The following is a 14,313-nucleotide window of genomic DNA, read 5'->3' on the forward strand; positions in this document are numbered from 1 at the left end:
GGGGTGAGGAGTACCCGCCTCAGACGTTAGTCGTCGCGGTGATCCTGCGGTCCGCGAGGGACCTACCCACCTGGATTTCGTACGAACCCTTCACAAAGAACCACCGGTGGGCGGCCTCGTCCCAGACCTCGAAGGCGCGCCGGGGGATCTCCACGGTGACCTCGGCGTCCTCCCCCGGGCCGGCCTCGACGGCGCCGAATCCGGCGAGCCAGCGGGCGGGACGGTCGGTGCCGGGCCCGGTGGGCGCCAGGTACACCTGGACGACCTCGCGTCCGGCGCGCCCACCGGTGTTGCGCAGCCGCACCGTGACCGTCGTACCGGCGACCTCGACGGACTCGTAGGCCCAGTCGGTGTAGCCGAGGCCGTGGCCGAAGGGGTACGAGGGGGTCCTGCCCTCCTTCTCCCAGGCGCGGTAGCCGATGAAGAGGTCCTCGGTGTACGGCAGTTCGCCGTCGGCCGGGGCGACCCGGGTGACCGGGGCGTCGGCGAGGGAGCCCCAGGTGGTGGGGAGGCGGCCGCCGGGCTCGCGGGCGCCGGTGAGGACGTCCGCGAGGGCCGCGCCGCCCTCCTGGCCGGGGAACCAGGTGAGCAGCACCGCGGCGACCTCCTCGCGCCAGGGCAGTTCGACCGGGGAGCCGGAGTTGACGACGACCACGGTGTTCGGGTTGGCGGCGGCGACCGCGCGGACCAGGTCGTCCTGGCGGCCGGGCAGGGTGAGGTCCTTGCGGTCGAAGCCCTCGGACTCGACGCGGTCCGTGGTGGCGACCACGACGACCGCGGTGTCGGCGGCGCGGGCGGCCTCGACGGCCTCGGCGATCAGCTCGTCCTCGCCGCGCTGCGGCTCCTGGTGGGCGAGGGCGAAGGCGACGACCTTGAAGGGGATCTCGTCGGGGAGCGCGAAGACGTAGGTGAGGGAGACCTCGACGGGTTCGCCGGCGGTCAGGTCGACCCGGGCGCGCTGCACGGGGGCGCCGAAGAACGCCTCGAAGGGGTCGCTGCCGTCGGCGGGCAGCTGGGGGCCGTCGAAGTACGTCGTCCCGGCGACGGTGAGGGTGAAGGCGCCGGTGCCCTTGATGCCGAAGGAGTGCGGGCCGCTCTCACGCGGGGTGAGGGTGCCGGTCAGCTCGACGGTGTGGAGGGTGTCGTGGGTGACGCCGTCGGGGAGGTCGGTGCCCATCCACTGGATCTGGCCGTTGGGGGCGGAGCCGGTGCCGAGGACGTTGCCGTCGGCGTCCCGGCAGATCGCCCTCAGCGCGAAGCCCCTGTCGGCGACGGCGAGTTCGGTGGTGGGGTCGGCGCCGACGGCGTAGGTGACGGTGCCCTCGGGGAGGGCGGCGGTGAGGCCGTCCAGCGGGGAGACGATCCGGGCCGGGAAGACGGTGGCGGAGCCGCCGCCGAGGACCCGGGCGTCGCGGGCGGCGGCGCCGATGAGGGCGACGGTGCCGGGCCTCAGGGGCAGCGCGGCGCGCTCGTTGCGGAGCAGGACGAAGGAGCGGCCGGCGAGCTCGCGGGCCAGGGCCTCGCCGTCGACGGGCCCGGGAAGGGCGGTGACGGCGGGCTCGGCGTCGGCGAGGACGCCGACCCGGGCGGCCAGGCGCAGGACGCGGCGCACGGCCTCGTCGACCTCGGACTCCGCCACCCGGCCGTCGCGGACCGCCTGGGCGAGGGCCTCGCCGTAGACGGTCTGCGGGCCGGGCATGGCGACGTCGAGGCCGCCGCGCAGCGCGCCGACGGTGTCGCGGGCCGCCATCCAGTCGGAGACGTTGTAGCCGTCGAAGCCCCATTCGCCGCGCAGGACCTCGTTCACGAGGTGGTGGTGCTCGGTCATGGTGGTGCCGTTGACCGTGTTGTACGCGGTCATGATGCCCCAGGGGTGGGCGTTCTCGACGATGGCCTCGAAGGGGGCGAGGTACAGCTCGCGCAGGGCGCGCTCGCCGACCAGGTTGTTCACGGTGAAGCGGTCGGTCTCGGCGTCGTTGGCGACGTAGTGCTTGACGGTGGTGCCGACGCCGCCCTCCTGGACGCCCGTGACGTACCCGGTGCCGATCCGGCCCGTCAGGTAGGGGTCCTCGCTGTAGGCCTCGAAGTGGCGGCCGCCGAGCGGGGAGCGGTGGAGGTTGACGGTGGGGGCGAGCAGGACGTGGACGCCCTTGCGGCGGGCCTCCTGGGCGAGCAGGAGGCCCGCGCGGCGGGCGAGCTCCGGGTCCCAGGTGGCGGCGAGGGCGGTCGGCGAGGGCAGCGCGACGGACGGGTCGTCGGCGGTCCAGCGCACGCCCCGGACGCCGATCGGGCCGTCGGACATGACGAGCGACTTCAGGCCGATCTCCGGCAGCTCGGGCAGGGACCACATGTCCTGGCCTGCCAGCAGCCGGGTCTTGGCGTCCAGGTCGAGCTTGCCGAGGGCCGCCTCGACGGCCTGCTCCGTTTCCGCCATGGCGGTGCCTCCTCGTTGAGTGCGTGTGGTGCGCTGTCCCCATCGTGCATCGGCTACCTGTAGAACGGTAGGTTTCGTTATCTCGCTGTTATCTTTCACCAGCCGGATGCCGTACCGTGACGGGCATGAGCGCCAGAACCAGGAGCGAGGAGCGGCGGGCCGAGATCGTCCGGGCGGCCCTGGAGGTGATCGCCGAGCGCGGCTACCGGGGGGCGAGCCTGGCGGCCGTGGCCGAGCGGGTCGGGCTGACCCAGCAGGGGCTGCTGCACCACTTCCCCACCAAGGAGGCGCTGCTGGTGGCCGTCCTGGAGGAACGCGACCAGTGGGACGCGGTACCGGACACCCAGTGGCGGGTCGACCTGCTGACCTCGCTCGTCGACTACAACGCGATGCGGCCCGGCATCATCCAGACCTTCTCGGCGCTGCTCGGCGAGAGCGTGACGGAGGGGCATCCGGCGCGGGAGTACTTCACCGAGCGGTACACGGGCGTACGGCGGACCATGGCCCGGGCCCTGCGCGCCCAGTACGGCGACCGCCTCCCGAACGGGCTCACGCCCGAGCGCACGGCGCCCCTGCTGGTGGCGGTGATGGACGGGCTCCAGTACCAGTGGCTGCTGGACCCCGAGTCGGTGGACATGGCGGCGGCGTTCCGGGACTTCCTGCGGCTGCTGGGCGAGCCGGTGCACTGAGGGACGCGAGGTGCAGCACGAGGCCGACGGGGCATACAACTCCCGTGAATTCCTTACGCGTTCGCACCGGCATCCTCGGCCTGGCCCTGCTGGCCGGCCTGTCCGCACCCACGACCGCGACCGCCTCCGCGGCGGCGCCCTCCCCCACCGTCGAGGAACAGCGGCTCGGACAGGCCGTACCGCAGGAGATCCTCCGGCGGTCCGGATTCGACTCCGTGGCCCCCGGGTTCACCGCCGCGCTGGGCTCCGCACGCTCCTACGCACAGGCCCGCCGCGTCGTCGCGCACCAGGGTTCCGCGCTGTGGCGGCGGGCCGTCGACCGGGTGCAGGGGCGGGGCCCGGCGGGCGGCGACCTGAGCCGGGACGACGACCGGCCGTTGTACTGGGCGCGGCTGGGCATGACCCGTGAAGTGCGGACCTGGGAGCCGTCGTTCGGCCTGACGGACGCTCAACGCTCGTCCCTGCTGGCCGACTTGGAGCGGACGTCACGCGGTCAGACCGACATCCGGTATCCGAAGGCGGGGCACCGGGGGCTCAAGCGGGTGCTGGTCACCGGCTTCGACCCGTTCACACTGGACCGGGACATCCGGATCTCCAACCCCTCCGGCGCGAGCGCCCTCGCGCTGGACGGCACGGTGATCGAGACGGCGGACGGGCCGGCCCGGGTGGAGACGGCCGTGTTCCCGGTGCGCTGGCAGGACTTCGCGCAGGGCACGGTGGAGCGGACGCTGCGGCCGTACCTGCCGTACGTCGATCTGTTCACGACCGTCAGCCAGGGCCGGGTCGGGCGCTTCGACGTGGAGCGCACCAACGGGGCCTGGCGGGGCGGCTTCCCGGACAACGAGAACATCGGCCGCACGGAGACCGTCCCGGTGACCGACCCGGCCTCGCAGCCGCAGTGGACGACGACGACCCTGCCGTACGCGGCGATCGTCGCGGCGGGCACCGGCCGTTTCCCGGTGTACGACAACACGGGCGTGACCGAGATCCCGGCGGGGGGCACCGAGCCCGTCGTCCGGCCGGACGGTCCGACCGCCGGCTCCACCGCACGGGCCGGGGGCGGCGGGAACTACCTCTCCAACGAGATCGCCTACCGCGCGACCCTGCTGCGGGACCGGCTGGGGCTGCACGACACCCTGCCGGGCGGCCATCTCCACACGCCGGTGCTCCAGTTCGCCGCCGGCAACACCACCGAGGTGACCGACCCGGAGTTCGTGCGCAACCGGCTGGACATCGTCGCGCAGGTGCGGGCGGTCCTAGCCGTGGCCGCCGGCGCCGAGTAGGCGCGTCTCGGCGGCGGGCGGGAGCTTGGTCCACCAGTGCGTGTGGCGGGCGTAGACGTCCGGGTCGCCGCGGCCGGCCAGGAGCGCGGCCAGGGAGCGGGCCTCGGCCGACAGCGCCTCCCAGACCTCGGCGGGCAGCGGATGGAACGCGCTCGCCTCCACGCCCGCCGCGGTGGGCCGCCACACCCCTGCCACCCGGCCGTCCACCAGGAGGGTGGGGAGGACGTCCCCGTTGACGCGGGTGACGAGGCGGCGGTACTCCGGGGGGATCACCCGGGAGCGGTCGGCGTAGGCCAGCAGGATGCTGTCCCACATCGGCAGGAGGCGGGGCGGGGCCGGGGTGTCGGCGGGCGGGCGCGGGGCCCCGGGCACGTCCAGGAGGAGGCTGCCGTCGGTGCCGGTGAGGCGCACCAGCCGGCCGTCGTCGAGCGTGTCGAGGGCCTCGCGGACGGGGGCCCGCTGGACCAGGGCGAACTGGGCGATGTCCGCGACGCTCGCCGGGCCGAACGCGGCCAGGTACCGGAGGATCAGGGCGCGGAGCGAGTCCGGCTCGGGGGTACGGCCGGACAGCGGCGGGCCGGGCGGGGCGGCGACGAAGGAGGCGCGGGCGCCGAAGGACCAGGGGGCGCCGGCGGGGGCGTGCAGCAGCGGGGCGTAGGCCTTCAGGCCCCACCAGGCGGCGGCCTTGCGCTCCGCGCCGAGGCGTTCCGCCAGCCAGGTCTCGATCTCCGCCGCGGTGCGCTGCCGCCGGGTGAAATCCAGCAGGTCCGGGACGATGCGGTCCGCGTCGGCCGGGGTGAGCCCGGACACCGCGAACCGGGCGCCGAGCCGGGAGCCGTACAGCGTCTGCTGCATCGCGCCGCGGAAGGCGCGGTGGTCGTCGGCGTGGACGGCGTGGAGCGTGATCCGCATCAGCGTCGCCTTGACCACCGTGCGGGAGGCGAACGCCTCGTCGAGGTCGTCCGGCCGGAAATGCGCCACCCGGTTCCAGAGGGCGAGGTACGGGGACGCGGGGTGCTGCGCCTGGAGCGCGACGACCCGGCGGACGGCGTCGGGCACCGCCAGCGCCTCGCGGCGCAGGAGGAGTTGGCGGGCCAGGGTGGCACGGTTGAGCTCGCCGGCGGTGAGGGGCGGCACGGCGGCGGTCATGCCGTGAGTTCCCCCTCGCGCTGGTCGTCCTCGTCCCGGATGTCCTCGCCGAGCAGGTCGCGGGCCATGAGGGTGGCGCCCGCGACCGCGCCCGGCATCAGGAACACCGCGACGACGGGGACCAGGAAGGCGAGGCCCAGCGGGGTGCCGAAGCCCCAGACCAGGGTCTTGCGGGAGCGGAGCAGCGCGAGGCGGGCGCGCAGGTCGACGCCACGGCGCTGGAGCGCGACGGCGGTGAGTTCCTCGGTGAGGAAGAAGCCGGTGACGAAGAAGCCGATCACGGGGACGACGGTCTGCCCGACGAAGGGGACGAACCCGAGACCGAACAGCAGGATGCCCCACACCCCGGCGCGCACCAGGATGCGCAGGCTGTCCCGTGCGGAGATCCACAGCTCGCGCCAGAGCGGCAGCCCGGACTCGGGGGCGGTGCCGTCGGGGGACACGTCCCGGTCGACCGCCTCGGAGAGGCTCTCGTAGAAGGGCTGGCCGATGAGCAGGGTGACGGCGGTGAACGTGAGGACGGCGAGCAGCAGGCCGAGGGCGAACAGCACGACGAGGAGGAAGCCCCGGAAGAGACCGGGCCAGGGGCTCGACCAGTCGTCCGCGAAGGGCGTCGCCCATGCCACGAAGTCCGCGCCCCACACGGCGAGCGCGACGAGCGCCGCCAGGTACAGCACCAGCGTGATCAGCCCCGGCAGCAGCCCGAACCCGTACTGCCTGCCGTTGCGGGCCACCCACCGCTGGCCCTTCACCAGATACTGAAAACCCACCCCGAGATCTCGCATGCCCGCACTCTATGTTGAGTCGAACGGGCACGCCTCGCCGTACCGATCTCCAGAGGCGGCTGAGTGCGAGGAGAAGCGGATGACCAGGGAGATCCACGGCACCGTGGCCGACGGTTTCGAAGCGGTGCGGGAAGAGTTCAGCGCGTTCGTGGCGGAGGAGCAGGCGGACTACGAGGGTCAGTTGTGCGCGTATGTGCACGGGCGGCGGGTCGTCGACCTCTGGGTGGGGGGCGAGGCCGACGCCCTGTACGGCGTGTACTCGTCCACCAAGGGCGCGGCCCATCTGGTGGTCGCCCTGCTCGTCCAGGACGGCACGCTGGAGCTGGACCGCAAAGTGACCTACTACTGGCCGGAGTTCGCGGCCGAGGGCAAGGGTCAGCTGACCCTGCGTGAGCTGATCGCGCACCGGGCCGGGGTGGTGGGCACCGACACCGGGTTCTCCCGGCAGGAGCTGGCCGACGACCGGCAGATCGCCGAACGCCTGGCCGACCAGCGGCCGTTCTGGCGCCCGGGCACCGCCTTCGGCTACCACGGGATGGTCATCGGAGCGCTCACGGGCGAGGTGGTACGGCGGGCCACCGGCCGTACGCTCCAGGAGGTGTACGAGGAGCGGGTGCGCGCCCCGTACGGGCTGGACTTCTTCCTGGGGCTGCCCGCCGCGCACGAGCCGCGGTTCCGCACCACCCTGCCGATGGCCCCCACGGCCGAACAGCGGGCGCTGCTCGACGCCGTGCCGGGCGGACCGCACACGCTCGCCTCGATCGCCTTCAACCGGCACACCGCCGAGCCGACCGACCTCGAAGCGCTGCCCAACGACCCGCTGGTCCGGGCGAAGGGTCCGGCCTCGGTGGGCGGGGTGGCCTCGGCGCGTGGTCTCGCGGGGCTGTACGCGGCGGCGATCAGTGAGCGGGAGGGGAAGGCGCCGCTGCTGAAGGAGGACACGGCGGCGGAGTTCGGGCAGATGCACTCGGTCGGGTACGACCTGGTGTCCCGCGCGCACCGGGCGTACGGGCTCGGCTTCCAGGCGACCGCGGACGTCTACCACCCGTTCCTGGGCGCCGGGACGTTCGGGCACGCCGGGGCCGGTGGCAGCCAGGCCTTCGCGGATCCGCGCAGCGGGCTGGCCTACGGGTACACGCGGCGCCGGTTCGCGTTCCCGGGCGGGCCGGCGCCGGAGAACGACCGGCTGGCGGCGGCCGTGCACCGGGCGGCGCTCAGCGGGTGACCCGGCACCGGGCGAAGGCCGCACCCCACGTCCAGGGGTGCGGCCTTCGTCGTACGCAACGACGGTGCCGGGGTTGCGTCACGCCCGGGACGCGACGGCCTCAGAGCTTGACGATCATCTTTCCGGTGTTGTCGCCGCGCAGGACCCCGAGGAACGCCTCCAGGTTGTTCTCGATGCCCTCGACGACGGTCTCGCGGTACTTCAGCTCGCCGGAGCGGATCCAGCCGCCGACCTCGCGGACGAACTCCGGCTGGAGGTCGTAGTGGTCGCCGACCAGGAAGCCCTCGATGCGGCCGCGGGTCTGGATGAGGCGGGCGAGGTTCTTCGGGCCGGGGGCGGCCTCGGTGTTGTTGTAGACGGAGATCATGCCGCAGATCACGATCCGGCCGCGCTCGTTGAGGGAGCCGATGGCGGCCTCGAGGTGGTCGCCGCCGACGTTGTCGAAGTAGACGTCGACGCCGTCGGGGGCGGCGGCGCGCAGCTGCTCGGCCACGGGGCCGTTCTTGTAGTTGAAGGCGGCATCGAAGCCGTACTCCTCGACGAGGAGCTTGACCTTGTCGTCCGAGCCCGCCGAGCCGATGACCCGCGAGGCGCCCTTGAGCCTGGCGATCTGGCCGACCTGGCTGCCGACGGCACCCGCGGCGCCCGACACGAAGACGGCGTCGCCCTCCTTGAAGGCGCCGGTGCGCAGCAGTCCGGCGTAGGCGGTGAGGCCGGTCATGCCGAGGACGCCGAGGTAGGTGGAGAGCGGTGCGGCCTCGGGGTCGACCTTGACGGCCTGGGCCGCGTCGAAGGTGGCGTACTCGCGCCAGCCGCCGAAGTGCAGGACGTGGTCACCGACGGCGATCCCCTCGGCGGCGGAGGCGACGACCTCGCCGACGGCCCCGCCCTGGAGGGCCTTGCCCAGCTCGAAGGGGGCGACGTACGACTTCGCGGCGCTCATCCGGCCGCGCATGTACGGGTCGACGGAGACGTACGCGTTGCGCACGAGCACCTGACCGGGGCCGGGCTGCCGGATCTCCGCCTCGGCCAGTTCGAAGTCCTCGGGCTTCGGCCAGCCGACGGGACGGCTGAGCAGACGCCATTCGCGGCCGGTGGCGGGGAGGGCGGAGTCAGTCATGGGGGGAGCGCCTTTCACATCAAATGCTTCACTATCTGAAACAACCATGCGCCTGAATATTTCATGTTGTCAAGTAAAGAGGTATCCTCGCGCCCATGGCCACCTCACCCAGGACCCCTCTGCCCGACGCCCTCACCCTGGAGGTCGTCGAGCTCTTCGGCGAGGTCGTGGCCCGCTTCTACGAGGACTACGAGGAGGCGGCCTCCGACCACACCCTCACCGGCGCCCAGGCCCGGCTGCTCAGCCTGCTCTCCCTCGAACCGCTCCCCATGCGCAAGCTGGCCCAGAAGCTGAAGTGCGAGCCGTCCAACGTCACCGGCATCGTCGACCGCCTGGAGTCCCGCGGCCTGGTCGAACGCCGGCCGGACCCGGCCGACCGCCGGGTGAAGCTGGCCGCGGCGACGGAGGAGGGGCGCAGCGTCGCCAAGGGCCTGCGCGAGTCCCTGCGCTTCGCGCGCGAGCCCCTGGCCGGGCTCGCCGAGGAGGAGCGGGTGGCGCTGCGGGCGCTGCTCCGGCGGATGCTGGCGGCCGAGGCGAACGGCGGCTGACATCGCGGTGAATCACTGACAACCCGGGGTCCCGACCCGTTACGGCCCGGGGATCACTCCCCTTACGATGCGCTGCGCCGCGCGTCGCATCCGCGGCGGCGCGGTTTCGTGTCCAAGGGGGGATCTCTGTGTTCGTGCTGTCCATACTGCTGCTCGTGGCGGCGGTCGTGTTGTTCCTGGTCGGCCGGGGTCGCGACGGGTCGGGGTGGAAGATCGGGGCGGCGCTCAGCGCCCTGGGAGGCCTGTTGTTCGGCGTGTTCTCGTGCGTGCACGTGGTGAGCGCCTACGAGGTCGGTGTGCCGGTGACCTTCGGCAAGGTCGGCTCACCGATGAAGTCCGGCATCCAGTTCAAGTCGCCGTTCACCGACGTCACGTCCTTCTCCACCCGTCCGGTCGACCTCAACCTCTACGACAAGGACGTGGTCGAGGTCCGCTCCTCGGAGGGCGGGGTGCTGGACGCGGACGTCACCATCAAGTGGGCCGTGATGCCGTCGAAGGCGGTCGAGCTGTACCGGCTGGCGGGCAGCGCGGAGGCCGTCCAGGCGCGGCTGGTGCTGCCGGACAGCCGCGAGATCATCCGCAACGTCTTCGCGAAGCACACCAGCGAGGAGGGCTACGCCTCGGCCCGTGAGCAGATCGGCTCGGAGATCGCCGCCTCGATCAAGGAGCGGCTGGCGCCGCGCGGGATCGACGTCACCGCCGTCAATCTGCGCAATGTGAAGCCGTCGAAGGAGCTCCAGGAGCAGATCGACAAGAAGATCCAGCAGGAGCAGGCCACCGAGCGGTCCCTGGAGGCGGCGCGCACGGCCAAGGCGGAGGCGGAGCGCAAGCGCATCGAGGCGCAGGGCATCGCCGACGCCAACAGGATCATCGAGCGCTCGCTGAGCGACAAGGTCCTCTACAACCAGTGCCTGGAGGCCTACAAGGAGGCCGCCAAGGCCAACCCGGTGTACGCGGTCCCGTGCGGCACGGACTCGAACGGCACCCCGGTGATCGTGGACAACGGCAAGAACTAGTGCCGCGGCACTAGGACCCCGGCCGCCCCGGTCGCCCTAGTCACCCATGTTCTGGCCCGTGCTGTTGCTCCTGATGTCGGTCTTGCGGGCCAGTCGGCCGGCCGCGAGGGTCGCCTTGGCCACGGGTCGGGTCCAGCGGGGGCCGCCGCGCGCCGCCCACCAGACGCAGGCGCATCCTCCGACGGTGAGGACGAGGAGGACGGACAGGGCGAGCAGCATCACGGGGCGCTCCTTCTCGGACGGGCACTGCCGTTCTACACGCGGGGGTCCGGGCCGCGGTTCCCGGAACGTGAAGGTCCGGCGCACGGGTGTGTGCGCCGGACCTTCGGTGTTTCCCGGTCCCGCGGGTCAGGCCTTCTTGCGGGTCGTCATGAAGCGCTGGATCAGGATGAACGCGCAGAGCAGCACACCCGTGGCGATCTTGGTCCACCAGGAGCTGAGGGTGCCCTCGAACTGGATGAGGCTCTTGATCAGGCCGAGGACGAGGACGCCGAACAGCGTGCCCAGGACATAACCGGAGCCGCCGGTCAGCAGGGTGCCGCCGATGACGACCGCGGCGATCGCGTCGAGTTCCATGCCGGTGGCGTGCAGCGGGTCGCCGGACTGGATGTAGAGGGTGAACAGGAGGCCGGCGAGCGCCGAGCAGAAGCCGCTGACGGTGTACACGGCGATCTTCGTGCCGCCCTGCGGCAGGCCCATCAGCAGGGCCGACTGCTCGTTGCCGCCGATGGCGTACACCCGGCGTCCGAAGCGGGTGTAGTGCAGGACGTAGAAGGCGAGGGCGAGGACGACCAGCGAGACGACCGCGCCGATCGACAGGAAGCCCATGCCGAGCGACACCTGCGCCTGGGCCATGCTGCTGACCCCGGAGTCGCTGATGGAGATCGACTCCTTGCTGATGACCAGGCACAGGCCGCGGAAGAGGAAGAGGCCGGCGAGCGTCACGATGAAGGGCTGGATCTCGAAGTTGTGGATCACATAGCCCATCAGGAAGCCGCCGAACGCGCCCACGGCCAGGGCCAGGGGGATCACGAGGGCGAGCGGCAGCCCCTGGCGTTCCACCAGCCAGGCCGTGAACATCGTGGTGAAGCCGATCATCGAGCCGACGGACAGGTCGATGCCGCCGGACAGGATGACGAAGGTGACGCCGACGGCGGCGACCAGGAGATAGCCGTTGTCGATGAACAGGTTCAGGAAGACCTGCGGTTCGGCGAACCCGTAGAACTGGTAGCGGCTCAGGCCCACGCCGTACATGACGAGGAAGAGCAGGGCCGTGGCCGCGACGGGCAGGCGCCGGTCGGCGAGCAGCCGCGCGGCCCTGGACGGCGTACGGCTGTCCGGGGCGGCCTGGGGGCTCTGGGTGGTCGTGGTCATCACGACACCTCCATCTTGGGAGCGGCGTCGGCGGGCGGGGCGGGGTCCGCCGGGGCGGCGGCCGGCCGGGCGCTTCCCCTGGCACCGAACCTCGCGCCGAACTTCGCGCCGAAGACCTTGGCGCGGAACTTCGGGGACTGGAGCAGACAGACGACGATGACGACGGCGGCCTTGAACACCAGGTTGGTCTGGGTGGGGACGCCGATGGTGTAGATCGTGGTGGTCAGGGTCTGGATGACGAGGGCGCCGACCACCGTGCCACCGATGGAGAACCGGCCGCCCAGCAGCGAGGTGCCGCCGATCACCACGGCGAGGATCGCGTCGAGCTCGATCCACAGGCCGGCGTTGTTGCCGTCGGCCGCGGAGGTGTTGGAGCTGATCATCAGGCCCGCGATACCGGCGCACAGGGCGCAGAACACGTACACCATGATCTTGATGCGGCTGGACCTGATGCCGACCAGCCGGCTGGCCTCGGCGTTGCCGCCGACCGACTCGACGAGCAGGCCGAGGGCGGTGCGGCGGGTCAGCGCCACGGTGACGGCCACGACCACGGCGACGACGAAGATGGAGAAGGGCAGCGTCAGCCAGTAGCCGCCGCCGATCAGCTTGTACGGCTCGCTGTTGATGGTGATGATCTGGCCGTCGGTGATGAACTGGGCGACACCGCGTCCGGCGACCATGATGATCAGCGTGGCGATGATCGGCTGGATGCCCATCCGGGCGACCAGGAAGCCGTTCCACAGACCGCAGACGACTGCGGCCAGCAGACCGAGGCCCATCGCGAGCAGCACCCCGGACAGGGCGCCCTGGTCGGCCTGGTCGCTGATGTAGGAGCAGGTCAGCGCCCCGGTGATGGCGACCACGGCGCCCACGGAGAGGTCGATGCCGCCGGTGGCGATGACCAGGGTCATGCCGACCGCGACCAGGATGAGGGGCGAGCCGAACAGCACGATCGAGACGAGGCTGCCGTAGAGGTGGCCGTCCGTCATCTTGACCGAGAAGAAGTCGGGGGTGAACGGGACGTTGACGAGCAGCAGGAGGATCAGGACCGCGACCGGCCAGAACAGCTGGTGGTGCGTCAGTGCTCGCCAGCGGGAGGTGGTGGTCACTGGTGTTCTCCGCTCGCGATGGTCTCGAGGATCTTGCTGGTGGTGATCTCGGGCCCGTTGGTGATCCGCGCCACCAGCCGGCGGTCGCGCAGCACTCCGATGGTGTGGCTGAGCCGGAGCACCTCCTCCAGCTCGGCGGCGATGTACAGGACGGACATGCCGTCCTCGGAGAGCGAGACGACGAGTTTCTGGATCTCGGCCTTGGCGCCGATGTCGATGCCGCGGGTGGGCTCGTCGAGGATCAGCAGCTTGGGCTGGGTGATCAGCCAGCGGGCCAGCAGCACCTTCTGCTGGTTGCCGCCGCTGAGCTGGCCGACCCTCGCCTCGGGGTTGGCGGGGCGGATGTCGAGGGCCTTGATGTACTTGGCGACCAGTTCGTCGCGCTGGGCGGCCGGGACGGGCCGGGTCCAGCCGCGGGCGGCCTGGAGGGCCAGGATGATGTTCTCCCGGACCGTCAGGTCGGGCACCAGGCCCTCGGTCTTGCGGTTCTCGGAGCAGAACGCGACCCCGGCGCCGATCGCGCCGTTCGGGGCACTGAGCGAGACCTGCTTGCCGTCGACGGTGACCGTGCCGCTGTCGGGGTGGTCGGCGCCGAAGAGCAGCCGGGCGAGTTCGGTGCGGCCCGAGCCGAGCAGTCCCGCGAGGCCGATCACCTCGCCCTTGTCGATCTCCAGGTCGAAGGGGGCGATGCTGCCGGTCCGGCCGAGTCCGTCCGCCTTCAGCAGGGTCTCGCCCGCGGTGGAGTGCAGCTGGTGCTCGTGGAGCTCCTCCAGCTGGCCCATGGCCTTGCCGAGCATCAGCTGGACGAGCCCGACCTGGTCGAGATCGCTCACCAGGTGCTCGCTTACGAGGGTGCCGTTGCGCAGGACCGTCATACGGTCGCAGACCTCGTAGATCTGGTCGAGGAAGTGCGAGACGAACAGGATCGCCACACCCTCGTCCTTCAGCCGCCGCATCAGCGCGAAGAGCTGGAGGACCTCGTCGCGGTCGAGGCTGGAGGTCGGCTCGTCGAGGATCAGCACCTTGGTGCCGGGTCCGCCGCCGGCGCCCTCCCCGTCGCCGTCGCCGTCCCCGATCCCCAACGACCGTACGATCGCGACCAGTTGCTGCACCGCCAGCGGGTACGAGGACAGCGGGGCGGTGACGTCGATGTCGAGGCCGAGCCGGTCCACCAGCCGGGCCGCCTCCTGGCGCAGCCGCTTCCACTGGATGCGGCCCATGCGGGTCGGTTCACGGCCGATGAAGATGTTCTCCGCCACCGAGAGGTTGGGGCAGAGGTTGACCTCCTGGTAAACGGTGCTGATGCCGGCCTGCTGGGCCTGCAACGGGCTGGCGAACCGCACGGACTCGCCGTCCAGCGTGATCGTGCCGCCGTCCAGGGAGTAGACCCCCGTCAGCACCTTGATCAGGGTGGACTTGCCCGCGCCGTTCTCACCCATCAGGGCGTGGATCTCGCCGGGGAAGAGCCGGAAGTCGACGTCCGACAGAGCCCGTACCCCCGGGAACTCTTTGACTATGCCCGCCATTTCCAGGACGGGCCGCGGCTCTGCCATGGCAGCGCTCCTCGTGAGATTGGTTCAG

13 protein-coding genes are annotated in these 14,313 nt (G+C 71.7%); 5 read left to right on the forward strand and 8 right to left on the reverse strand.

The genetic code is table 11. The features are described 5' to 3' along the window. Positions 1-19: 19 nt before the first annotated feature. Positions 20-2,434, reverse strand: a complete 2,415-nt coding sequence (locus tag AQJ64_RS07850; protein ID WP_055633004.1) for a beta-glucosidase family protein — start codon at positions 2,432-2,434, stop codon at positions 20-22. Positions 2,435-2,559: 125 nt separating this feature from the next. Here AQJ64_RS07850 and AQJ64_RS07855 point away from each other — a divergent pair, with 125 nt between their 5' ends. Together AQJ64_RS07855 and AQJ64_RS07860 are read left to right on the forward strand one after the other, a co-directional pair. Next, complete coding sequence (locus tag AQJ64_RS07855) at positions 2,560-3,123, forward strand: TetR/AcrR family transcriptional regulator (protein WP_055633005.1); 564 nt, start codon at positions 2,560-2,562, stop codon at positions 3,121-3,123. A gap of 44 nt (positions 3,124-3,167) precedes the next feature. Continuing rightward, a complete protein-coding gene (locus AQJ64_RS07860) occupies positions 3,168-4,406 on the forward strand; it encodes a pyroglutamyl-peptidase I (RefSeq protein WP_055633006.1) in 1,239 nt (412 codons plus the stop codon). Here the strand turns inward: AQJ64_RS07860 and AQJ64_RS07865 are convergent. Next, the gene (locus AQJ64_RS07865; RefSeq protein ID WP_059202505.1) at positions 4,380-5,555 is read right to left on the reverse strand and encodes a winged helix DNA-binding domain-containing protein; all 1,176 of its coding nucleotides are present in this window, start codon (positions 5,553-5,555) and stop codon (positions 4,380-4,382) included. The genes AQJ64_RS07860 and AQJ64_RS07865 overlap by 27 nt on opposite strands. Next, the gene (locus tag AQJ64_RS07870; protein WP_055638868.1) at positions 5,552-6,340 is read right to left on the reverse strand and encodes an EI24 domain-containing protein; all 789 of its coding nucleotides are present in this window, start codon (positions 6,338-6,340) and stop codon (positions 5,552-5,554) included. The genes AQJ64_RS07865 and AQJ64_RS07870 overlap by 4 nt, the downstream gene beginning before the upstream one ends. A gap of 79 nt (positions 6,341-6,419) precedes the next feature. On the opposite strand from AQJ64_RS07870, the gene AQJ64_RS07875 reads away from it, so the two are divergent. Next, positions 6,420-7,565, forward strand: coding sequence for a serine hydrolase domain-containing protein (locus AQJ64_RS07875; protein ID WP_055638869.1), 1,146 nt, complete (start codon positions 6,420-6,422; stop codon positions 7,563-7,565). Positions 7,566-7,665: 100 nt separating this feature from the next. On the opposite strand, the gene AQJ64_RS07880 is transcribed toward AQJ64_RS07875, so the two are convergent. Continuing rightward, positions 7,666-8,685, reverse strand: a complete 1,020-nt coding sequence (locus tag AQJ64_RS07880) for an NADP-dependent oxidoreductase (protein ID WP_055638870.1) — start codon at positions 8,683-8,685, stop codon at positions 7,666-7,668. A gap of 95 nt (positions 8,686-8,780) precedes the next feature. Here AQJ64_RS07880 and AQJ64_RS07885 point away from each other — a divergent pair, with 95 nt between their 5' ends. Then, the gene (locus AQJ64_RS07885) at positions 8,781-9,233 is read left to right on the forward strand and encodes a MarR family winged helix-turn-helix transcriptional regulator (RefSeq protein WP_055638871.1); all 453 of its coding nucleotides are present in this window, start codon (positions 8,781-8,783) and stop codon (positions 9,231-9,233) included. Between the two features lie 134 nt (positions 9,234-9,367). Further along, the gene (locus AQJ64_RS07890) at positions 9,368-10,249 is read left to right on the forward strand and encodes a prohibitin family protein (protein ID WP_240512989.1); all 882 of its coding nucleotides are present in this window, start codon (positions 9,368-9,370) and stop codon (positions 10,247-10,249) included. 36 nt (positions 10,250-10,285) lie between these two features. Here AQJ64_RS07890 and AQJ64_RS07895 read toward each other — a convergent pair whose 3' ends face one another. The 4 genes from AQJ64_RS07895 to AQJ64_RS07910 all read right to left on the reverse strand — a co-directional run bounded on the left by AQJ64_RS07895 (position 10,286) and on the right by AQJ64_RS07910 (position 14,285). Beyond that, positions 10,286-10,468 carry a hypothetical protein gene (locus tag AQJ64_RS07895; protein ID WP_055638873.1) on the reverse strand — a complete coding sequence of 61 codons (183 nt, stop codon included), beginning with the start codon at positions 10,466-10,468 and terminating at the stop codon, positions 10,286-10,288. Between the two features lie 129 nt (positions 10,469-10,597). Continuing rightward, a complete protein-coding gene (yjfF, locus tag AQJ64_RS07900) occupies positions 10,598-11,623 on the reverse strand; it encodes a galactofuranose ABC transporter, permease protein YjfF (RefSeq protein WP_055638874.1) in 1,026 nt (341 codons plus the stop codon). Further along, on the reverse strand, positions 11,623-12,732 hold the full coding sequence (locus AQJ64_RS07905) for an ABC transporter permease (RefSeq protein ID WP_055638875.1): 1,110 nt from the start codon (positions 12,730-12,732) through the stop codon (positions 11,623-11,625). The genes yjfF and AQJ64_RS07905 overlap by 1 nt, the downstream gene beginning before the upstream one ends. Further along, complete coding sequence (locus AQJ64_RS07910) at positions 12,729-14,285, reverse strand: sugar ABC transporter ATP-binding protein (RefSeq protein ID WP_055638876.1); 1,557 nt, start codon at positions 14,283-14,285, stop codon at positions 12,729-12,731. The genes AQJ64_RS07905 and AQJ64_RS07910 overlap by 4 nt, the downstream gene beginning before the upstream one ends. Positions 14,286-14,313 lie beyond the last annotated feature (28 nt).

It is taken from the genome of Streptomyces griseoruber (assembly GCF_001514205.1).
GTDB classification, from domain to species: domain Bacteria; phylum Actinomycetota; class Actinomycetes; order Streptomycetales; family Streptomycetaceae; genus Streptomyces; species Streptomyces griseoruber.

What these genes read in the sequence shown, in the direction of transcription:
- AQJ64_RS07850 (WP_055633004.1), bottom strand. Translation starts at nt 2,434, where the DNA reads ATGGCGGAAACGGAGCAGGCCGTCGAGGCGGCCCTCGGCAAGCTCGAC.
- AQJ64_RS07855 (WP_055633005.1), top strand. Translation starts at nt 2,560, where the DNA reads ATGAGCGCCAGAACCAGGAGCGAGGAGCGGCGGGCCGAGATCGTCCGG.
- AQJ64_RS07865 (WP_059202505.1), bottom strand. Translation starts at nt 5,555, where the DNA reads ATGACCGCCGCCGTGCCGCCCCTCACCGCCGGCGAGCTCAACCGTGCC.
- AQJ64_RS07870 (WP_055638868.1), bottom strand. Translation starts at nt 6,340, where the DNA reads ATGCGAGATCTCGGGGTGGGTTTTCAGTATCTGGTGAAGGGCCAGCGG.
- AQJ64_RS07875 (WP_055638869.1), top strand. Translation starts at nt 6,420, where the DNA reads ATGACCAGGGAGATCCACGGCACCGTGGCCGACGGTTTCGAAGCGGTG.
- AQJ64_RS07880 (WP_055638870.1), bottom strand. Translation starts at nt 8,685, where the DNA reads ATGACTGACTCCGCCCTCCCCGCCACCGGCCGCGAATGGCGTCTGCTC.
- AQJ64_RS07885 (WP_055638871.1), top strand. Translation starts at nt 8,781, where the DNA reads ATGGCCACCTCACCCAGGACCCCTCTGCCCGACGCCCTCACCCTGGAG.
- AQJ64_RS07895 (WP_055638873.1), bottom strand. Translation starts at nt 10,468, where the DNA reads ATGCTGCTCGCCCTGTCCGTCCTCCTCGTCCTCACCGTCGGAGGATGC.
- yjfF (WP_055638874.1), bottom strand. Translation starts at nt 11,623, where the DNA reads ATGACCACGACCACCCAGAGCCCCCAGGCCGCCCCGGACAGCCGTACG.
- AQJ64_RS07910 (WP_055638876.1), bottom strand. Translation starts at nt 14,285, where the DNA reads ATGGCAGAGCCGCGGCCCGTCCTGGAAATGGCGGGCATAGTCAAAGAG.